This is a genomic window from Armatimonadota bacterium (assembly GCA_013314775.1).
Classification (GTDB): domain Bacteria; phylum Armatimonadota; class Zipacnadia; order Zipacnadales; family JABUFB01; genus JABUFB01.
This window is the reverse complement of the sequence record JABUFB010000012.1, coordinates 36,110-55,958: the sequence shown is the minus strand read 5'-3', so window position 1 is coordinate 55,958 and position 19,849 is coordinate 36,110. Positions and strand designations below refer to the sequence as shown.

12 protein-coding genes are annotated in these 19,849 nt (G+C 62.6%); 5 read left to right on the top strand and 7 right to left on the bottom strand.

What is annotated here, in order from left to right:
* Positions 1-47 precede the first annotated feature (47 nt).
* Positions 48-2,465, top strand: a complete 2,418-nt coding sequence (locus HPY44_16185) for a hypothetical protein (protein ID NSW57549.1) — start codon at positions 48-50, stop codon at positions 2,463-2,465.
* 35 nt (positions 2,466-2,500) lie between these two features.
* On the opposite strand, the gene HPY44_16180 is transcribed toward HPY44_16185, so the two are convergent.
* Together HPY44_16180 and HPY44_16175 are read right to left on the bottom strand one after the other, a co-directional pair.
* Complete coding sequence (locus HPY44_16180) at positions 2,501-3,658, bottom strand: hypothetical protein (protein ID NSW57548.1); 1,158 nt, start codon at positions 3,656-3,658, stop codon at positions 2,501-2,503.
* Positions 3,659-4,945: a Gfo/Idh/MocA family oxidoreductase gene (locus HPY44_16175; GenBank protein ID NSW57547.1), complete on the bottom strand. Its 1,287-nt coding sequence runs from the start codon at positions 4,943-4,945 to the stop codon at positions 3,659-3,661.
* A gap of 1,065 nt (positions 4,946-6,010) precedes the next feature.
* Between HPY44_16175 and HPY44_16170 the strand changes: the two genes are divergently transcribed.
* Both HPY44_16170 and HPY44_16165 read left to right on the top strand, forming a co-directional pair.
* Positions 6,011-7,456, top strand: coding sequence for a hypothetical protein (locus HPY44_16170; GenBank protein NSW57546.1), 1,446 nt, complete (start codon positions 6,011-6,013; stop codon positions 7,454-7,456).
* A 52-nt stretch (positions 7,457-7,508) separates the two neighbouring features.
* Positions 7,509-7,760 (top strand): GlsB/YeaQ/YmgE family stress response membrane protein, encoded by a 252-nt coding sequence (locus HPY44_16165; GenBank protein NSW57545.1) that lies wholly within the window; start codon positions 7,509-7,511, stop codon positions 7,758-7,760.
* Positions 7,761-7,926: 166 nt separating this feature from the next.
* Here HPY44_16165 and HPY44_16160 read toward each other — a convergent pair whose 3' ends face one another.
* The 3 genes from HPY44_16160 to HPY44_16150 form a co-directional block, all read right to left on the bottom strand.
* The gene (locus HPY44_16160; GenBank protein NSW57544.1) at positions 7,927-9,990 is read right to left on the bottom strand and encodes a DUF5107 domain-containing protein; all 2,064 of its coding nucleotides are present in this window, start codon (positions 9,988-9,990) and stop codon (positions 7,927-7,929) included.
* Positions 9,991-10,216: 226 nt separating this feature from the next.
* The gene (locus HPY44_16155; protein ID NSW57543.1) at positions 10,217-12,124 is read right to left on the bottom strand and encodes a carbohydrate ABC transporter permease; all 1,908 of its coding nucleotides are present in this window, start codon (positions 12,122-12,124) and stop codon (positions 10,217-10,219) included.
* 63 nt (positions 12,125-12,187) lie between these two features.
* A complete protein-coding gene (locus tag HPY44_16150; protein NSW57542.1) occupies positions 12,188-14,974 on the bottom strand; it encodes an extracellular solute-binding protein in 2,787 nt (928 codons plus the stop codon).
* A 388-nt stretch (positions 14,975-15,362) separates the two neighbouring features.
* Between HPY44_16150 and HPY44_16145 the strand changes: the two genes are divergently transcribed.
* Entirely contained in the window at positions 15,363-16,643 is a 1,281-nt protein-coding gene (locus tag HPY44_16145; protein ID NSW57541.1) for a DegT/DnrJ/EryC1/StrS family aminotransferase, read from the top strand.
* Positions 16,644-16,697: 54 nt separating this feature from the next.
* Here HPY44_16145 and HPY44_16140 read toward each other — a convergent pair whose 3' ends face one another.
* Positions 16,698-17,042: a hypothetical protein gene (locus HPY44_16140; GenBank protein NSW57540.1), complete on the bottom strand. Its 345-nt coding sequence runs from the start codon at positions 17,040-17,042 to the stop codon at positions 16,698-16,700.
* Positions 17,043-17,217: 175 nt separating this feature from the next.
* Between HPY44_16140 and HPY44_16135 the strand changes: the two genes are divergently transcribed.
* The gene (locus HPY44_16135; GenBank protein NSW57539.1) at positions 17,218-18,465 is read left to right on the top strand and encodes an anaerobic sulfatase maturase; all 1,248 of its coding nucleotides are present in this window, start codon (positions 17,218-17,220) and stop codon (positions 18,463-18,465) included.
* Between the two features lie 12 nt (positions 18,466-18,477).
* Here the strand turns inward: HPY44_16135 and HPY44_16130 are convergent, their stop codons facing one another.
* Positions 18,478-19,338: a dienelactone hydrolase family protein gene (locus HPY44_16130; protein NSW57538.1), complete on the bottom strand. Its 861-nt coding sequence runs from the start codon at positions 19,336-19,338 to the stop codon at positions 18,478-18,480.
* Positions 19,339-19,849: the final 511 nt, after the last annotated feature.

The window sequence follows — 19,849 nt, the reverse complement described above, 5'->3', positions numbered from 1 at the left end:
CCATCGCCAGTTGCGCCTGGAACCCCATTGATTGCAGGGAGACACCCATGAAAACCCGGCTTGCACGAACGCTCGCAGCCTTTGCAGTCACTACCGTCTTCACACCTGCGATTGCCCAGGACGATCCATCCGCCTTCTGGCGTCCCGGGCAGGTGCGCGAACTGTTCATCTCGGGCCTTCCGGCGGATGCAGGGGGCCTGGAGATGTGGGCGCAAAACGGCGTCAACTGCGTCACCGGCGTCAACCCGGAACTGGCCCATGCGGCAGGCCTGAAGACCCGCACCTGGTTCACCATGAACTACATGGACAGCCGCTGGCTGCCCGAAGAGCGCATCAAGGCCATGGCGGCGGTTCACGCGGACGGATCCTTCGCCCGCCCCTTCGACCCCCTCTTCCCTACCGTCGGGCAGTACGGCTGGACCGCCTGCATCAATAACCCCCTGTGGATCGAGCGCTCGCAGGAAGAGTTCCGCAAGAAGGCCCGCGACGGTTACGACGGCTGCCACATCGACTTCGCGTCCCATTACGAGAACTGCTTCTGCGACCACTGCAAGGCCGCGTGGGCAGACTGGGCGCCCAAACACGCCATCGAAGGTCTGGACCTGCTCGCCGCTTCCAATTCCGGTGATCTGCGGGTGCGCATGCTCCTGCGGGAGTTCCGCATTCAGCGCGTCATGGCGTTCCTGAAGGGCCTTGAGCGCGCTGCGCGCGAGATCAACCCCGCTTTCGCCAATGACGGCACCTGGCACCACGACAATGGCAGCACCTACCAGTGGGCATACGGCGATCACTTCGACCTGATGTGCATCGAGGGCACCACCTGGGGGCCGTTCCCTCCCGCCAGCACCCAGATTCCGTGGCTCAAGCTGGCCCATGTTCTCTCTCGCCGCCCCGACCGCGAACCGGTTGCGATGTCTGTCACCTACCACCTCCTGCCCGACGAGAAGGGCACCATCCACCACGGACGCATGGCTGCCGACCGGGTGCGCGTGGCACTCAGTGAGATCATCAGCGAAGGCGCGGTCTCTTGGCTGGGACTTGGAGGCCCCGGCACCGGGAATCTTCTCAAAGAGCACCAGGAGCTCGTCAAAGCCTACTTCCGCACCGCGCGAGATCTGCAACCCGCGCTCACGGGCGCCCGGGAGATTGCCGAAGTCGGCCTGCTCTTCTCCGCGAAGTCGTACCTCCTCAGCAGCGCCTCACGCACCCAGTTGTACGCCTTCACCCAGGCGTTGATGAAGCGCCACATCCCGTACCGGATCGTCTCCGATGTGGGCCTGACCGCTGAAGTCTTGGGCGACCTGCCGGCCCTGGTTCTCCTGGACAGCCGCGTGCTCAGCGACGAAGCCTGCGCCGCCGTGAATGAGTACGTCCGCGATGGAGGGCAGGCTCTTGTTCTCGGCGACAACGCCGCCACTCTTACCCCTGACTGGCAGCCCCGCGAAAACCGCCCCGAGTTCGCCATCGCCCCGGCTACCGATGAGCCTCGCGCTAGACGCGACCTGGGCAAGGGCAAGGTGTACTACTCCCTGGAGAAGCTGTTCGAGGTCAAGCAACTGGGCGCTTCGCAGAATGTAATCCTGAACCACACCGAGCCGGTCAAGTATGCCATTGAGGGCTGGTCGAAGTCCGAGGGCGTCACGGGCACTCGGGACAGCAACTACTCCCTCTATGTGGACTTCACCCGTGCTGACGGCTCCAATCTCTGGGGCCAGGTGGCCACCTTCGACACCGGCACCCACGACTGGCAGTTCTCGCGCACCATCATCGCAGACGAGCGGCCCATGCGCAGCGCCAACGTGCACATTCTCTTCCGCGGCCATGGTGGCACCGCGTGGTTCAAGGATGTGCGCTTCGGCGTCTGGGACGAGGAAAAAAAGCAAATCACCGAGAACCTGCTGGGCAACCGCTTCCAAGACAAAGAAGGCAAGGTCTTCGGGGCAGCGGAGTCCGACGGCGCCGGTGTCTGGTACCCATACCAGGAGGGCTACGAACTCGAGAATATGCTGGAGCAGGGCTGGTGGGTGAAGACCTCCGCTGCACGCGGACTAAGCGTCGCCCCGATGAACCAACCCTTCGGCCCGGATGAAGAGGCCATCCTTGGGCTGCTCCAGCCGCTGCTCCCCGAAAGTCGCTCCCTTGAGATCTCCGGCCAGGGCGCCGATCTCGTCTGCGCCAATCTCACCCGCAGCGGCAAGCGAATCGCGCTGCATCTCATCAACTACGCCGCCGAGCTTCATCCGGACCTGCCCGAGCTCGAGCAGCAGGCCCAGGAGCACAGCGTTCCGGCGAAGGACCTGGTCATCCGGCTCAGCCTGCCGGGGGTCTCCCTGCGGGCCGAAAGCGCGAAACTGCACTGCCCGGAGGGCGAACCAGCGGTGGAGTTCCACGCGGTGCCCAACGGAGCGGAAGTCCGCTTGAGCGAACTGGCCCAGTACGCCGCCCTGACCTGGGAGGCCGAGTAGTCCGAGGCCAATTGCGGCGACAGTATGTCTCGCGATTACACCCGCGGGAACTCGCCCTCGGGATTGTTGCAGACCTCATGCAGCAATGTCATGAACCTGCACAAGGCCGGAAATGTGACCAGCGGCTGGATGCCGTGGTCTCCATTGGGGAAGTAGCCTCCCCGTGCCAGCAGCGGCGGCACTTTGCTCATGATCTCCGCTTCGATCATGGCTTCATTGCCCTCGTTGACGCTCTCCTTCTCAAGCCATCCAAACAGAACGAAGTCGGGGTGTCGCTGCCTCAATGCGAACAGGTCGTTGCCCGCTTTCACCTCATACGGGTACATGCCATTCACGCCGTATGAGGCCGCGACGCCGGTGAACTCCATGGCATTTCCGTCAGTATCAACCGCAACAAGGTCCGCGCCGTTCGCATGGGCGCAGTCGCACACTGCCTGGTAGTGAGCGCCGAAGAACTCATGGAACTGCGTGGGGGACAGCAGCATCCCGTGGTTGTAGCACAGGTCTTCGCCTATCGCCACGATCTCCGGTCGCAGGCGCTCGATGAGCGGGAACACATCGCGTCGCAACTGCTCCAGTTGCCAGCCCACCATGTCGTGCACCAGTTCCGGGTCATCGTAGAAGGCCAGGCTGGCCGCCGCCGGGCCCATCAATCCGCGCACCATCCCGTATCCGCCGCCGGCCCCGATGCACAGCGGCCTATCCCGCTGGTCGAACCGCCGGCAGTTAGCTTCCATGTCCTCGCTGGACATGAACTGCGTCGGCGTGTGTCGCTTCTTGTACAGCTCCCAGGAGTCACGGTCCCGCACCGGGTAGCGCACGAACTCCGGCATGCTGTAGGTGATGTCATTGTCGATGACCTGCCGGGTCACTGACCCGTCCTCGCACTCGATGATCTCGAACCCGTCCTCCACGCGCTTCGTAGACCGAAACCCCTCGGCACCCCAGGAAAGCCCAAAATCGATCCCGATCGGCCCCGTTGTGCCCCAGTAGCGCATCCAGCCCTCGGGACTGTGGTACTGCCAGCCGTGGAAGCTTCCGCCTATGTCGGGCATGCCGGTGGCGAGAAGCCGCTCATAGGTCAGGCGCATGCAGCCCCAACTCATACCAGGCGCGCCGGGGAAGCCGAAGATCGGCACGTAGTCGGGCTGCTCGAAATGCGCCACCGCCTTGAAGCGCTCGAGATCAGTCATTCACTGCCCCCCGTAGCCGTGCTTCTGCCAGACCTCGCGCGCATGGGCGAGGGCTTCGAAAGACGGTTCGATCAGACCGCGGATCGACGGCGGCGGCTGGCCCGGTCCGGCGTCTTCCGGGTACGGCGACCAGTGGTCGTCCTCCACTGCCGTGCGCTGCTCTTCGGATCGAAAGTCCGGTAGTTGGAAGGGCTTGCCGTCTTCCAGGCAGGAGCGCCAGCCGAGGATTCCCACCGCAGCCATCGCGACCCCGCGATACACGTCGAGATAGGGTGGCTCGCCGGAGCGGATGGCGTTGGCGAAGTGGAAATTCATCCAGAAATCGCCGCCCCCGTGCCCTGCTGCCCGCGCAAGATCCCCATGCTCCGGCCAGTCGGCCTGATAGGTCCTGTCACCCTCATCCTCAGCCCTGCGAAGCCAAGGCTCGTGGTGGACGCGCACATGGCTCCAGTGATCAGGCTCGGCGGTGGCAATGTATCCCCGGTCTCCGTGCACCTCATACTTGACCCGGTGGATGGAGCTCATCGACAGGCCCCAGATGCGGAACACCGCGCCATTGTCCATGCGCGTCAGGATCACGCTGCCCACATCCGAGACCCTCACGGTATACGGCGACTGTGTGCGCTCTTCGGTGATAGCCAGCGCATTGACACTCACCGGCATGGTGTCGGTGATGCACATGAGTGGCGCCAGGGCGTGGGAGCAGTAGTACGTGGAGGGGAGCCAATTTCGCCAGTGTTTCGCACCCGGCGAGATAGACAGCCGCCAGTCCTCTTCGCCCGGGTGGTTGTACTCGCCCTCGGCGTAACGCACATCGCCGATTTCCCCGGCGCGGTACAGCCTGCGAAGCTCCTGGTTCGCCGCGGAATACGGGTAGTTCTCTGCGAACATATAGATGCGCCCGCTCTTTTCAACCGCCCGGCACAAAGCCGCTCCCTCGCCGAGGGTCTTGCAGGCGGCGGTTTCGCTCATCACGTGCTTGCCGGCTGCAAGGGCCTTGATTGCGAAAGGCGCGTGCTGGTGGAAATAGTTCGCGAGGACCACCGCGTCCATGTCATGTTCCAGGAACCGGTCATAGTCCGTGTACGTGGCCACCCCGTAACGCTTGCCCACCTCCAGGAGCCGCTCTTCCCAGGTGTCGCACAGGGCCACAAGTTCCATCCCAACCGTCTCGGTAGCTCCCCCAGCGAAACTCTGTCCCCGGCCAACACCTAGCACCCCCACGCGAATCGGCCTCGCACCTTTGTGCACCGCGGCGTTTCCCCCGGCATTGGAGCCATCAGTCATCATACAGTCTCCCGTTCTCGTGTGGTTGTCAGTCAGAGCGAGACCGCTCTGCAGGTCGCCGCTCCCCAACACCCGCAAGTGACCTGCGCCGCCCCGGGCGTCGGGCGGTCTGCTAACAATTCGCCACGTCCGCCTGCACTCCTGCCTGACAACGCCAAGCGAACGCCATGTCGGGCCTTCCGGTTCAATACTCAACGGTGCAGATGGCCCGAAGTGGTTTTTCCCTTTGGGAACGGGAGTTCCGCGAGACTGGAACGTTCTGGTATTTGCCACAGTCATACTCTCAAATTACACTTCGAACCTGATTCAGACTGAAAAAGCAGGACTGGATTGGCGGATTATGGGGTAAACATGAATTTGCAGTACGGTCCGCAAAGTCCGCCGAGATCATTTACACCTCGAACGACAGTATCGAAGAAGCCGGCTGTGAGGCGATCCAACGGCCCCGACAGACGGCGGGGCATCGTGTGCCTAAGATCAAGTGGCAGAAGGCGCGCATTCATAAGCACGCGATCCGATCGTAGGAGGTCACGCTTCTTGCCACCTTCCTGCTCCATCAGTGACCTGTTACCGGTTCCTGCCCTCGCGGCTGTTGCGGGCGGCGGAACCGAAAGAGCAATGCAGGGGCGGCGCGTTTCGGGGACATAGGGCGTGTCCCGGCGCGCGGGGAGAGAAGGGGCTGTGATATGGATGCCGCAGTATGACGATTCGGCGTGGTTGCGGGAGATCAAAGAGTATTGGGCCCAGGTCAGTGCGAAACCGAGTAGCTTCCCGGTCATGGTGAAGGAGCCGGCGTCACCCGGCTCAGCTCAAAATCATTCGTCGCTGAAGAGTGAAGTAGCGCCCGAACAAGGTGAACCTGCCAGCACGTGATTCGGAAGGGCCGATCCAGCGCTCAAGGGGAGCAGTCGGATCGGCCCTTCTGCCTGTCTGCCCGACAGGACGGAGTATACCACGCATCGGTCCACGTCGCCCGAACTCGCGAAGGAATCTGCGCCGGTCGCAGCGCATATCACGCAGACTGTTCAGTCCAGAGCGCTCGACGCACCCCAGGAGGACCGGCGCATGCCCGGGAATGTGACCGACCCGACCACGCACGACCCATACCAGTACCGTATCGCCTTCGGCTGCTGGATCAATGACATGCGCAACTCCGCCCTGCCTCTGCAGAATTGGCCTGCCCCTCACTGCGACGATCGCACCGTGGAGGGTGTCGTGCGCACCCTCGATGTCATCAGCGAAGCCGGATACCAGTTCCTGGACTCTTTCGGGCTGTATGCGACGGGGGAATACCCGCCGGACATCGTCAGTGCCTTCGGCGACGAAGAGCGCAACCGGCAGCTCGACATCATCTTTCGGGCAGCGGAAAGCAGAGGCATTCGCATGTCTCTGCCCCTGGGGCTCATGACCTGGGGCTACGACCGCATCATCCGCGAAGACCCCGCGGTGCGCGGACTGGATCAGACAGGCAACCCGCATCCACACGCCATGTGCGGTGCGAAAGAAAAGTCCTGGCGCTACGTGGAAAAGATCATCGACACCATGTTCCAGCGCCACGACTTCGGAGCCGTGCATCTGGAATCAGCAGACCTGGGCTACTGCATGTGCCCCGAATGTACCGGTCAGTACGGCGTTGTCGGCTACAACGCGCGCATCAACGCCCGTGCCGCCGACTACATCAAGAGCCGGCACCCGGGAGTCGTCGTCTACAGCTGCCCCATCAGCTGGGCGCCATTCACGATCGACGAGACAGGGCAGCAGCCGAAGCTCGCCGGTGATGATCTGGCCCATATCATTGAACTGAGCGATCACATCGACATTTTCATGGATCAGGGCCACCACGGCCGGCACATCTCCTGGGATGATGTATCCCGTCTGAACTGCGCGTACGGGACATCGGGCGGGCTGTGGTCCTATCACGGCTCGCGGCAGGACCGCCTGTCCTACTTCCTCGCCTACCCGTTGCGCGCGGCGAACCATCTCAAGGACCACCACGCGCACGGCACACGCGCATGCCTCTACTATCAGGGCCCGATGGTGAACCCGGCCGTGGAAGTCAACAGCTCAGTCGCCGGACGAATCATGTGCGATCCGGGGAGGGACGCCAGAGACGTGCTGGAGGAAGTCATCGAGGTCTACTACCGACCTCACAGCGCCGACGTCCGCCGCAAGCTGGCGGAAGTTTTCATCGCTGTCGAGGAGGCCTACTTCGGCCAGTGGAAGGCGGAAGCGTTCCACCACACCTGGCACCTGGAGATGCCCGGCGAGTTCATCGTCGGCAACCTGTTCGGCACCCAGCCCGACGCCGCCACGTTCCTCGCCGAGCCCTACCTGGATGCTCCCGGGCGGGTGGCCTGCGGGGCCGGCATCCGAGGGGCGCTGGCCGAACTGCAGCCCCTCCTTGGCCAGGCGGAAGACGAAGGCCGCATAGAGCGCATGATCCGCGCCCTGTCAGTCATGCACCACCTGCTGGCCACCGTCATGATGGCACGCGGTGAGCCCTGGTGCTGACCAAGGCGCCGGGCCGGGCAGGAACTGGGGATGCGCGGAGAGGTGGATGATTATGAGCATCCTGGGCTGGATCATACTCGGGGGAGCAGCGGGCTGGATCGCCGCCCTGATCACCGGTGCACGCTCCGGCCTGCTCGCGAACATCGCCATCGGCATCGTCGGCGCCTTCATCGGCGGCTTCGTTTTCTCTCAGCTTGGGGCAACCGGCTTCACCGGGTTCAACGGCTGGAGCCTGTTCGTGGCGGTAGTCGGCGCCGTGATCTTCATCCTCATCGCAGCGGCCATCCGCGGGAGAAGGCGCTGAGCGTCCGGCCGCTCATCCACTGCCCCACTCTTCAACGCGCTCTTCTGGCGGCAATCGTCTCATGCCCCGGCCTGCGCGCAGCGTGCCGGGTTCTCGAGGCCGAACCCGCATCAGAACCAGACGCAGGTGAGGGCTTTCATCATCGCCTCCAGGCCGAACACCAGGCTCACTCTGGAGTTCTTCCGCAGGCGCCCGAGCAGCGCTGCGCCTGTGGTGGTATGTACTTATCGTCACCCTCGGCAGACATACGGAAATCGATGGCGTACGGCGGTGGGAAGTCCCGCCTCACTCGTGCCCTGAGCTCGTCGTCGATCTCAATCCCTTCGGACAATGCCAGCTTGCGCTCCTGCAGCCCGAACCACAACTCGCTGAGCGTCAGTTCGCCCTCCTGGATCGTGGCGAATTCGCCCGACAGAATCTCCTCGACCTCCCCGAACCTGCCCGCGTGGAGCGCTGCCCAACCGGCTGCAAGTCTCAACCGTTCGGCCTGCCTGACCTCCTCGGGCAGGCTCCGCAGCAGAGCGTCGATGGCCTCAAAATCCTTCCGGCGCGAGAGAACCGCGACATACTCGGCCACAAGCGCGGGAACGGCTGGACCGGTCTTCACCGCTCGTGCCAGCAGCTCCGCCGCCGCATCGTCTCGACCGGCGCGGGTCTCGATCACCGACAGATTGCGTAATGCCCAACCGTTTGGGGTGCGCTCGAAAGAGGTCTCCCAGGCTGCCTTTGCCTCTTCGGTGTCGCCCGCCTCCATGGCCATGACGCCCAGATGGAGCCAACCCAACCAGTGGTCACTCGCCCCCTCGTCCACCGACTTCCGCAGCAACGCTTGCCACTCGGGCTGAATCTGAAACTGGCCGGGGTCTTCCTTCGGGTCGCGGGCCGGAAAGGTGCCGGTCCGCAGAAGCTGAAGCCATGGCTCTTGATCCGGGCCAAGGTCGCCTTCATCGAAGGGCAATTCCGGTGGTATGCCCGTCTCATCACCTGCTGCCTGTGCGCGCAACTGCTCCAACGCCGCCCAGCCGTGACCCCGGAACAGCACTTCTTCCGGCACTCGCTCCGCAGTCCGGGCGAACTCGGCGTCAAGACGTTCAAGTTCGTCGCCAGGCAGCATGGCTTCGAGTACCCGCTCGCCCTCTGAGTACGCCTCTTGCCAGTTCTCGGAATGCAGCCGCGTCGCGTCGCCCTCGAAGTACCCCATCGCTTCCGTCCAGGTCCACTGGGTCCTCGCAGGCATCCGGGCGCTGTGGGACTGCGTGTACATGAGCCCCGCCTGGATCTCCATGTGGGGCTTGCCTGGAACCGCCAGGTACTCGCTCCAGCGCCGTCCGCCCTGAGCCATTCCCCAGGCAAATAACTTGCGCCCCTTGAGCCGCGCGGTGGATGTGTGAACATAGCCGCACCCGTCGCGGTCCACGTAAATCTCCCATGGGCGGCGCTCCGGCGGGATGCGGAAGAACAGGTCATACGCTCGGCGAACCTGGGTCGGATAGCTGTAGTCCAGGCCCTTGATCACCGGGCAGTCGTGCACGGTAATTCCGTGGTAAGTGGTATCCGCGGGGGCGATGACCCGTCCGCCCTCAAGCTCAACCATCCCGGTGTTCGACCACCAGTACATGGGCAGTTCGTGGTCGTGGGGATTGATGAGACGCACCCGAGCGAACAGAAAGGGCGAGTCCGGCGGCAGGTGCAGGTCGATGTGGTACGGGAACCGCTTCACCCGCTCCCAGGCGTAGATGCGCAGCACCGGGCTGCCGTCGGGGCCATCGACTCGCGCGCAGTGCACCGGAGAGCAGGCCAGGTAATGATGCCCGATCTGCGCGGTGTTCCACTCGATCCCGCCGCTGGTCCAGGCATTGCGCAGCGCCAGGTTTCCTGGCTGGAACACAGGATTGCGGTAGATCAATTCCCGCTGCAGCGGCTTGTGGTAAATGTCTGCCACCTTCCCACCCACGCCCGGCAGCACCCTTACCCTCAGGACCTCGTTCTCCAGCACGAAAGAGGGCAGTTCACGGACCTCGCGGCGGCGCGAGTACCCGTCCTGCATCCGCCACGGTAGCACGCGAAAACCCGTGGCATACCCCAGGCCGTCCAGGTCTTCCGGCGGGATATTGTGGGCAGCGGGGTCGATCTTCGAGTCGTGTTGCGGCGAGCGGAAGTTGGGCAGCGGATTCTCCGGCCCGACCTCGGCAGCTGGGAGGCGATACGGCTCAAAGCGTAGTTCAGTCATTGTCTGGTCTCCGACGGAATTCGTACGTCGAACGTCATCGCGCACCAGGCACATTGGCGTCGGGCGGTATATCCCCCCGCATGCTTTTCGCCTGCTTGCGAGGCATTTGGTGAATCGCCGGGCAGTTCCTCAAACCGACGACCGGCACGAATACGCTTCGGCCCGACGTGTCTGCCACACGCGCGCCGGGACGCAACGCTTCCGGAAGACCGGGCCGGCCTGTCCCCTATTTTTCCACCGGCACCACGATCCCGCGCATGATCACATTCTGGCACAGCGCGAAGATCACAAAGGTCGGGATGGCGGCAATCAGCAGGGACGCGAAAATCACGCCCTGACCGCTACGTTGCTGAAGCTGGTAGAGCCATGGCATGAGGGTCCACATGCGCTCGTCCTGGCAGATGAGCAGTGCCATCATGAAATTGCTGTAAGCGTGGGTAAAGGCCTGCAGGGCGATGACCGCCAGGATCGGCTGGCTTAGCCGGATAGTGATCTGCCAGAAAATGCGCAGCTCGCCCGCGCCGTCAAGCGCTGCACTCTCGTACAGCTCTTGGGGCAGCGAATCGAAGAACCCCTTGAGCAGGAAGATCATATAACCGTTGGCAAGTCCGGGCAGCAGCAGTGCCCAGAAAGTGTTGAGCAGGTTGAACTCGCGCAACATGAGGAACACGGGGATCTGCGTCACCATCGGTGGGAAGGCCATGGTGAGCATCAGAAACAGCAGCACCTTGTATGACCAGGGTGGTCGGTACCGGCTCAGTGCGTAGGCAGCTAGCGGGTTGACGATCAGCGCTGCGAGAATCGCCAGCGTGCAGTAGACCACCGTATTGAAGATACCACGGCCGTGACGGATCACGTAGTCGCCCACGGTCACGAAGTTCCGAGTCATGAACTCCTTGCGCAGGGGCCTTTTCATGGCCTGGAAGGCCTCCAGGTGCCAAGCCTGCTGCGGGGGCAGGATATCCAGCCAGGAGGCTGCCCGAAGCCCCAATTCGGAATTGGCGCGTTCAAGCGTCCCGAACTTGCGCTCCAGGTAGTCGCGGAACATGAAGTCCACGCTGTGGACGGAGATCATCGACACCGGCAGCTTGTGCTCCTGCCCGGTATCCGGGTCTTTCCAGCCCTGCACGAAAGCGTCCCAGTCCGAGAGCACCAGGCCCTCAGTTGGCAGCTCATCAAACAGCCGCACCTCCGCGAAGGACTTATAGTTCGTCTCGTAATTGCGGTTCAGGTGCGCGATGTCCTGGTACTTGCTGTGCAAGAAGCGCTGGTAGAAAGGTTCGGCCTCGGGGTCCGCTTTGATCCAGAGCATGTTCAGAATCGTGCGGACGAAGGTCTCCCAGTCCTCGCGCTCCTTTGCCGTGCCCTGGGGCAGGCGTCTGCTCAGGTGAATCTCGTCCCAACTTGCGTACTTCGTCCCGTGCTCCTTGTTGTAGGCCTCAATGTCGTCTGTGTACTGGCTCTTGAGGAAGGACTTCTTATAGAAGCCTTCGATGCTGAAGTAGGTGCGCTGTTCCACAGGGAGGGTCTGCTTGAACTCGCGGAAGGCCAGATCAAGCGGCCCATTACCCGGCTTGTTGCGCCGTAGCGTGTAGTCCTCTGGGAGCATCCAGAAGGCATTCCAGTTGACGAACTCCGTCCCCAGCTCCCGGTTCATTTCGGTGATGTCATCGTTGAAGCGCTCTATGAGCTGTGCCTTGAACTGGCGCAGTGCGCTTGGCAGCACCCCGCGGGAGACCGGAGCGTGCAGGTAACCCACGGCGTACGAGTAGAACGGTGGCTTCTCCTCGTCCAGGAACGCCCGCCACTCAGAGACCAGCTTGGTGTTCACGTCCGTCGGCATCTCCAGCGTGAGAAATGAAGTCGCCGGGACGCCATAGGCGATGAGCATCTGCTCCAGGGACTCATTGAACAGTCCCTCTATGTGCTTGCGGTAGAGCGCTTCGTCATCCACCAGGAACCTGGGGATAATCACGTTGTGCGGAAAGTCCACCGCGCTCTTCGTGCTCCCCGCGAGCATGAGACCGAAGGGGTACAGCATCGTCACTGCCCCGGCGCTCAGCACTATGTAGATAAAGCCGATGAGCAGCCGGGTCTTGGGGCTCTTGCGGTCTATCTTTGAGATGATTGGCATGGGTATGTTCTGACCGTTCTAGGTTGATTGCTAACGATGGGCAGGCCGATCCTCCGGCCAGTCTTACTCCTTGGCGCCGGTAGTGCGGAACTCCAGGCGCGACAGCATGCGAAGCTGATGCAGCGTGAAGCCGATGAGCATGAATCCCAGGACCCACGCCATCGCCGTGGCGGGGCCGAATTTCAGGAATGTGAATGCCTTGAACCAGATATGCAGGTCTACCACTTCAGTCCCCGCACCACCGCCGGTCATCACCAGGATATTCCCGGCGCCGGAGTACCAGGAGGCGATAAAGGCGCCCACGAAATTGATGGTGATCAGCGGGCGCAGGATCGGGAACACCACGTGAATGATGCGATCCATGAAATTGCCCCCATCGATCTCCGCCGCTTCGAAGTACTCATCCGGAATGCCCTTGAGAGCCGCAAGGTAGATGAGACAGCCGGGGCCCATCCCTGCCCAGACCATGGGGATTACACACGACAGCATCGCGGATTTTGGGTTGCTGAGCCACCGGTACGGCTCCGGCACCACCGCGAGCAGGCGCGAGGGAATCAGCAGGATGCTCTGCATCAGCGTCTCGTCAGATCGGAACAGAATCGGGGCGGCCAGCGAGACACAAGTGGCCAGCAGGAGAAGGCCCGCGGCCACGAAACACGCCGCACCCACACGCATATCGTGATACAGCAGGCGGCGGGCGAAGGTTACCGCCAGAGCGAGGATAGTCAGCCCCACGGCCAGGTACACAATCGCCGGGATGTGCATCACCACGGCATTCAGCGTCCCGGTCTCCGAAGGTTCATAAAACTGCTTCCAGAGCAAAACGGTAACCAGGCCGCTGATGACAGCCGGCAGATAGTAGATGGTTCGGAACAGGAGCGTTGCGCGGGGGACTTCCTGCAGCATGATCGCCAGCACGATGGGCGGCAGGAAAGTCAGCGCCAGCACCAGGAAACTGTAGCGCACCGAGTTCCACACTGCGGTCCACCAATATCGGTTGAACAGCAGGTCGCCGAAATTGTCCACCCCCACCCAGGGCGAGTCCCCCAGCAGGCGGTAGTCGTAGAAAGCCATCTGCGAGCCTTTGAGCACGGGCACGTACTGCCAGACCAGGATCGTGCCCACCGCCGGAATAAGCAGGACCATGGGCCAGCCGTAGCGGGCAAGATTCAGTCCCTTGCGCTTTTGCATGTCCGCCGTGTCCGGTGTAAATGCCTGGAGGATCTTGCGGAACACCAGGATCATTGTGACCGCAAGAGCCAAAAGCATGACGGTCGCGCAGATGCGGCGTTTCAGGCGCTCGGCCGGGGTAATCAGGCCGATCATCTCTTCGTTCGCCCGGGCGCAGCCCTCCTTGAGCAGTTGACCCAATACCTTGAGCCGCTCCTTCTTATCCGAGGGAAGCTGATCGTTGATCGCCATCTGCTCGGCCTTCTGGATCGGGAAGGTCATCAGGTCGTAGGCCACGTTGCTGTTGCGGCCGTACGGCTCGGGGCGACCGGTGGCGATGGCGATATTGAAGGTCTCGCTCCAGCCCTTCGGCGCCAGACGCTCCACTTCCGGGTACCCGAACATCCGCAGGTACTTGGGGTTCACGAAGCGCCCAAGGCCTCCCTCCACCATGATCCGCGTCTTTATGCGGACAGCATCCTCGCTCTCGTAAAAGCGCATGTACTCCCAGGCCGCGTCACGGACCGCCGGGTCCTTGATCTCGCTGAAGAGGGACATCATGCGGCTGTTGAGCTCCCCGCCGCGCTTGCCCGTGGGGCCCTTCGGCACCGGCACCATCCCGGTGACCTCGGGGTTGATGGTGGCGAAAACCTTTTCGTCGATGTACGACAACATCATCCCAATCTGGCCGCGGTCCCACTTCTGGTAAGCGTTCTCCACGTCCTTGGATGAGTATCCCCGGCGTACTTTGCCCTCGGCGTCAATCCACTTTTCAGCGCTCAGGCGCGTGTAGAAGTCCAGCGCTTCCGCTGCCTCCGGGCCGTCGAAGGTGCAGCGCCACTCGTCCTTCTCCTCGTTGTATACCATGACTTCGCCGCCGGCGGACCACAAGAAGGTAACCCAGTACCAGCTTTCGTGTTTTCCCCGTCCCAGAAGCATGCCATCGATGCCCTTGGCCGGGTCCGTAATCTTCTTCGCGGCTGCAATGAGGTCGTCCCAGGTCCAATCAGCGGTGGGATACGGGATGCCCTTGGCGTCGAAGAGGTCCTTGCGGAACAGAAGGACTTTGCCCAGCGCGCCGCCATATGGCAGCGCCCAGACGTGCTTCTCGCCATCCGGCCCCTTGCGGTGAATGACCGGCATGAGCTTGGGGTGGATGCGGAAGTCGATCTCCTCCTGGGTCATGCTGGTGAGGTAGTTATCCTCAGGCTTGTCCAGGGGATACAGGAAGCGATTCTGGATATAGTTGTCCGAACGCCGAAAGTTGAGATACAGCACGTCAGGAGCCATTCCGCCGGCAATGGCCAGCAGGTCGTTCTCCACGCCCTCCACCTTGATGCCGGAGAACTGCTGAAGCTCGACCTCAACCTTGTCCCAGTTGTGGTTCCCGTACTTGGCAGGATTAGCCTTGTACTTTTCGCGATAGCGTTCCGCGAATATCTCCGGGAACCGCTCCTGAAAGGCGCGAACGGCCGCCACCTCTCCGCGGTTGAAAGTGTCGGTGTTGCTCGGGTCCGGCAACCCGAATACGGTGACGTGAATGACCGTAGTGCCATCGCGGTCCTCGATATACCCGGCAGTAACGGGGGAGCAAGCGAGCGCCAGCAATAGCACGATGCCCGCCGCACAGACGGCCTGCAAGCGGGCGCTTCGAATGGCAATGGCTAGGAGTGTCAACATCGTCCTCCTGTAATGGGCAGGTATGGGTCCGGTATTCGCCTGAAATGAGCGGCTGCCCTTCTTATAGCCGGCGCCGCCGTTGTGCGTTTCTTGGCGCGAGACCTGCGCCAGGTGATGCCAGAAGAGTACTGCCCGACATCTGATGGGGGTTCCTGACTGCGCCCGCGGAGCCGCAAATATGGGGACGGGCGAGAGTTTACCAGACACGGCGCCCATGGACAACGAACTTCACTCCATGTGCGCTGTCCGGCTTGGCAAGTCCGCAACCCGGTAACGCGTCCGCGCCCGGTCCGGAAGGTGCAAGGCCACCGACGGCGAATATCCCGACGCACAACCGACGAGCAAGCCCGAACCGCATCTGCGCAGAGGGCTTCAGGAGGACACAGACATGGCATCCAAGCTGGCACTCGATGGCGGCACAGGGGTCGTTACACCGGGATCGGTCAAGAGCTGGCCGCCGCTGACACAGGCAGACCGTGACGCGGTGATGGCCGTCTTCGACAGCAACCAACTCCACGGCACTTCCGCACCGAAGGCATTGGAACTCCAGGAGAAATGGGCCGCCTACGTGGGCACCAAGTACGCGCTCACCACCAACAGCGGCACCGCTGCGCTCCACATGGCCGTGGCCGGAGCCGGTATCGGCCCCGGCGATGAGGTTATCACCAGCGCCTTCACCTACTGGTCTACGGCCGCCGCCATCTTGCACCACAACGCAATCCCAATCTTCGTGGACATCGACCCGAAAACCTACACTATGGACCCCGCGCTCATTGAAGAGCGTATTACCGAGCACACCCGTGCGATCCTCCCTGTCCACATCCACGGCATGGTCGCGGACATGGACCCGATCAACGCAATCGCGAAAAAGCATGGTCTGGTGGTTATCGAAGATGCCTGCCAGGCGCACGGGGCCGAATACAAGGGGAAGAAAACAGGCTCACTCGGAGACATCGGCTGTTTCAGCTGCAACCGCTCGAAGAACCTGTCCGGCGGCGAAGGCGGCCTTTGGACCAGCGACAACGAAGTCTTCACTGCACGGGCATCAAGGCTCAGGGAGTTCGGCGAAGTCGTTCTGCCCGACCAGCAGCGGGAGTACAACGCCTACGGGCTCGGCTGGATGTACCGTCCGCATGAGTTCATCAATGCCTTCATCCTCGCCCAGCTCGAGCGTCTGGACGAGTACAACGCCATCCGCCGGGAGTTCGCGAACTACCTCACGTCCGAACTCGCACAGATCCCCGGTTTCGAGGGCCCGTACACCCCAGACTATGCGAACCCGTGTTACTTCAGCTACGTGGTCACCTTCAAGCCGGAAGAGGTCGGCCTGGACGTCACCCCGGCCCAATGGAAAGCCGCGGCACAGAAAGCCCTGGCTGCCGAGGGCGTGGGACTTGGCCAGTGGCAGACCCGCCCGGTGCCCGGGCAGGATGTGTTCAAGGACCGAGTCGGCTACGGCAAGGGCTGCCCCTGGACCTGTCCCTTCGGCCGCGGCGATGTGTACTACGACGGGGACGAATATACGAACACGGTGGAGTTTATTGACGCCCACTCCTACCTTGGCGGGGTATACCCGCCGAACACCATGGACCTGATGCGGCAGTATATCGAGGCATTCCAGAAGGTCAGCGAGAACGCGACGCGGGTCTGGGAACTGGCCGGGGAGTGATCTCGTTCGCCTCCCCAGTGACTCTGGGAAGGGACGGGGTCTTCCTCTCAAATCTCACAGCTTGGGTTTCGGGTCGGCGCGCCCGGTGAACGCGAACGCTCCACCTGTGGCCTCGAATTTGACCACCAGCACCCAGGTCCGGCCCGCCTGCTCAACCTCGATCTTGTGGGCCGGGGAGCCAGTCGCGAAGCCCACAATCATCGACTGCTCCAGTGCGCTCCGGTCATCCGGGGTATCGGGCCGAAACTCACCGGTGAATCTCACCCGCATAACGCGCAGCCGATCCTTATGCGGCACGAACCTGACGTCCATGCGACCGGAAGCGATCAATTCGCCTGAGTTGAAGTCGTGCACCGTGCAAGCCGCATCGCTCAGTTCATCCGGGAAGCCGCCGGGCATGTCGTGCCTCCGGGGTCAGTGGATCCACTTCACTCTTTGACTTCGCCGCGAGGTGCCTTACTTCCTGCGCGAATATGTCGCAGTGCCGAGAATGGGTCCCCTGCCTCGGCAAACCTGTCCCAGGGCGTCGGCGCGACATCGCCGCGCTCCAATCGGCTGTACCAGGAACAGACTGATGGCCACCGCATCCCGCGATTTTCAGGTCTTCGCAAAGCCGGCTGGCCCGGCCTGCAACCTCGCTTGTCACTATTGCTACTACCTTGAGAAGGAGCAACTCTTCCCGGGCGACATGCCTTTGAAAATGCCCGATGATCTGCTGGAATTGTACATCGCCCAGCACATCGAGGCCTCGCCCGGACCGGTCATCCGCTTTTCCTGGCACGGGGGCGAACCGACCATTCTGGGTCTGGACTACTTCCGCAGGATCGTGGCAATCCAGCGCCGGCACACACCTGCCGGGCGACGCATTGAAAATGGGATCCAGACAAACGGAACGCTTCTCAATGAGGACTGGTGCCGGTTTCTGGCGGACGAGAACTTTGCCGTGGGCATCAGCATTGACGGACCGCGGGAACTGCACGATCTGCACCGCGTCACGCGGGACGGTGAGTCCGCCTGGGAGCGCACCATGCGTGGCTACGAGCTCCTGCGCAGCCATGGTGTGGACTGCGACGTCCTCTGTGTAGTCGGCGCCCACAACGCCGTCCACCCCACTCGCGTGTACCGGTTCCTCAAGAGCATCGGCGCCCGCTACCTTACATTCCTGCCCCTGGTCGTGCGACAGCCCGATTCCGGGACCGGCGCCAGCGCGCTCTCAGTGCCACCCGCGGCCTGGGGCGAGTTTCTGTGCACGATCCACGAGGAGTGGCAGCGCCAGGATATTGGCAAGGTCGGCATCCAGATCTTCGACGAGGCGGTCCGGCCGGCACTCGGGCAGGATCATGCCCTTTGCATCTTCAGCAGGAAATGCGGAAACATACCGGTGGTCGAACACAATGGCGACTTCTACTCGTGCGACCATTTCGTGGACCCGGAGCATCTCGTCGGCAACATCCGGGAGCAACCCCTGGTTGAACTGCTGGAGAGCCCGGCCCAGAGGGCTTTCGGCCGGGCGAAATCGAGCACATTGCCCCGTTACTGCCGGGACTGCCCGGTGCTGGAAATGTGCAATGGAGGGTGCCCGAAGGACCGCTTTCTGCTCACCCCGGACGGTGAGCCCGGCCTGAACTACCTCTGCGAGGGTTACCGCCGCTTCTTCACGAGCCTCAGGCCCTTCCTCACGGCACTGGCAACACTCAGGCGCCGGCAGCTTGCCCTGAAGGAACCCACCCCGGAGGACGACCGCAGAGCCGAGCCCAGACGCAATGACCCCTGCCCGTGCGGCAGCGGGCGAAAGTACAAAGCGTGCTGCATGCGCAAGTAACCCCGCCACGCCCTACGTCCGCAGCTTCCTTTTCAGGAAAGCCACGGTACGTCGCCAGGCACGCCGGGCGGCTTCGGCGTCGTACCTCTCCGGGTTGCTGTCATTGTTGAACGCATGCTGGGCGCCCTGGTACATGTGCAGCCTGTACTCCACACCAGCCGCCTTCAACGCCGCCTCGAAGGCCGGGATCCCGCTGTTGATGCGCTCATCGAGCCCGGCATAGTGAAGCAGGAGCGCCGCCTTGATCTTCGGAACATCCTCAACCGCAGGCTGGCTCCCGTAGTAGGGCACCGCGGCGGCAAGATCCGGCGCATGCACCGCCATCTGGTTAGCCATCCTCCCGCCCCAGCAGAACCCCACGACTCCGACCTTACCCTCAAAGGACGGATGCGCCTTCAGATACCTGATGGCCGCCAGAAAGTTCTTCAGTGTTGCTTCGGGGTCCAGCTTGCCGATGAGTTCGCGCGCCTCATCCGCATCTTCGGGCGTCCCCCCGAAGGGCGACAGAGCATCCGGCCCTACCGCGAGGAAACCCTCGCGCGCGATACGCTCCGTTACGTCCTTGATATGCCTGTTCAGGCCCCGGTTCTCATGGACCACGATGACGCCGGGGAACTTCCCATCGCCCTCGGGTCGCGCGAGGTAAGCAATGACCGCACCCGTTTCGCCGGGATACTCGATGTCCTGTGTGTGCAAGGGTCTAGCCTCCTTTGGGGCTTCAGCTTCACCATCGGCGCCCGCTTCGAGCAGAGGTGACATCGCAGATGCCGCCGCGATCCCCCCGGCGATGCTTGCCACTTTCACCAGGAACTCTTCCCGCGTAAGCACACGCTCACGATGCCGATCGTACGCGTCCCGCAGTTCACTTGACATGCTCTCTCCTCCCATCCGGGTCACGGTTCACAACACCCATGTCAGAGATTGGCGCTACGAGCCCATGAGGACCAGTAACGCGTGTAAAACGAGCACGCCTGGGTTGTGGCATAGAACCTTCTTCAAAGTTCAGTCACAGTATCTCCCAAAGACTCGGTCTGAGACGCCGTGAAAGGAGAGAGCCACGACTCGCAGGCAGTATACGAAGAATCTGGCCGGTGTCAAACGCGTAGGCCGCCCGTCCCGGTCGGGAAGCTCCTCGGCCCTTGCGTCCCTCAGGACGCCCGGCCGAAGGCCTCTAGCCCCGGGTTTCAACCCGGGGCGTCAACCCGGGGCACCGACCCGGGGCGTCGACGGACGCGCCCGCAGGCGGAGGTCGGATTTCTGCCGCCCCCCTCGGGGGCTCTTATAATCTCGAAGGAGGGGCCTGATTCCACCAGCTTACGCTGGTGGCAAAGGGCTTCCGCCCCTGCGGGGCTGGACGGCAACGGCCTGTCGGGCGGGACGCTCG

Coding starts and splice junctions, on each gene's coding strand:
- HPY44_16155 (NSW57543.1), bottom strand. CDS start 12,124: ATGCCAATCATCTCAAAGATAGACCGCAAGAGCCCCAAGACCCGGCTG.
- HPY44_16145 (NSW57541.1), top strand. CDS start 15,363: ATGGCATCCAAGCTGGCACTCGATGGCGGCACAGGGGTCGTTACACCG.
- HPY44_16165 (NSW57545.1), top strand. CDS start 7,509: ATGAGCATCCTGGGCTGGATCATACTCGGGGGAGCAGCGGGCTGGATC.
- HPY44_16150 (NSW57542.1), bottom strand. CDS start 14,974: ATGTTGACACTCCTAGCCATTGCCATTCGAAGCGCCCGCTTGCAGGCC.
- HPY44_16175 (NSW57547.1), bottom strand. CDS start 4,945: ATGACTGATGGCTCCAATGCCGGGGGAAACGCCGCGGTGCACAAAGGT.
- HPY44_16185 (NSW57549.1), top strand. CDS start 48: ATGAAAACCCGGCTTGCACGAACGCTCGCAGCCTTTGCAGTCACTACC.
- HPY44_16170 (NSW57546.1), top strand. CDS start 6,011: ATGCCCGGGAATGTGACCGACCCGACCACGCACGACCCATACCAGTAC.
- HPY44_16160 (NSW57544.1), bottom strand. CDS start 9,990: ATGACTGAACTACGCTTTGAGCCGTATCGCCTCCCAGCTGCCGAGGTC.
- HPY44_16140 (NSW57540.1), bottom strand. CDS start 17,042: ATGCCCGGCGGCTTCCCGGATGAACTGAGCGATGCGGCTTGCACGGTG.
- HPY44_16130 (NSW57538.1), bottom strand. CDS start 19,338: ATGTCAAGTGAACTGCGGGACGCGTACGATCGGCATCGTGAGCGTGTG.
- HPY44_16135 (NSW57539.1), top strand. CDS start 17,218: ATGGCCACCGCATCCCGCGATTTTCAGGTCTTCGCAAAGCCGGCTGGC.
- HPY44_16180 (NSW57548.1), bottom strand. CDS start 3,658: ATGACTGATCTCGAGCGCTTCAAGGCGGTGGCGCATTTCGAGCAGCCC.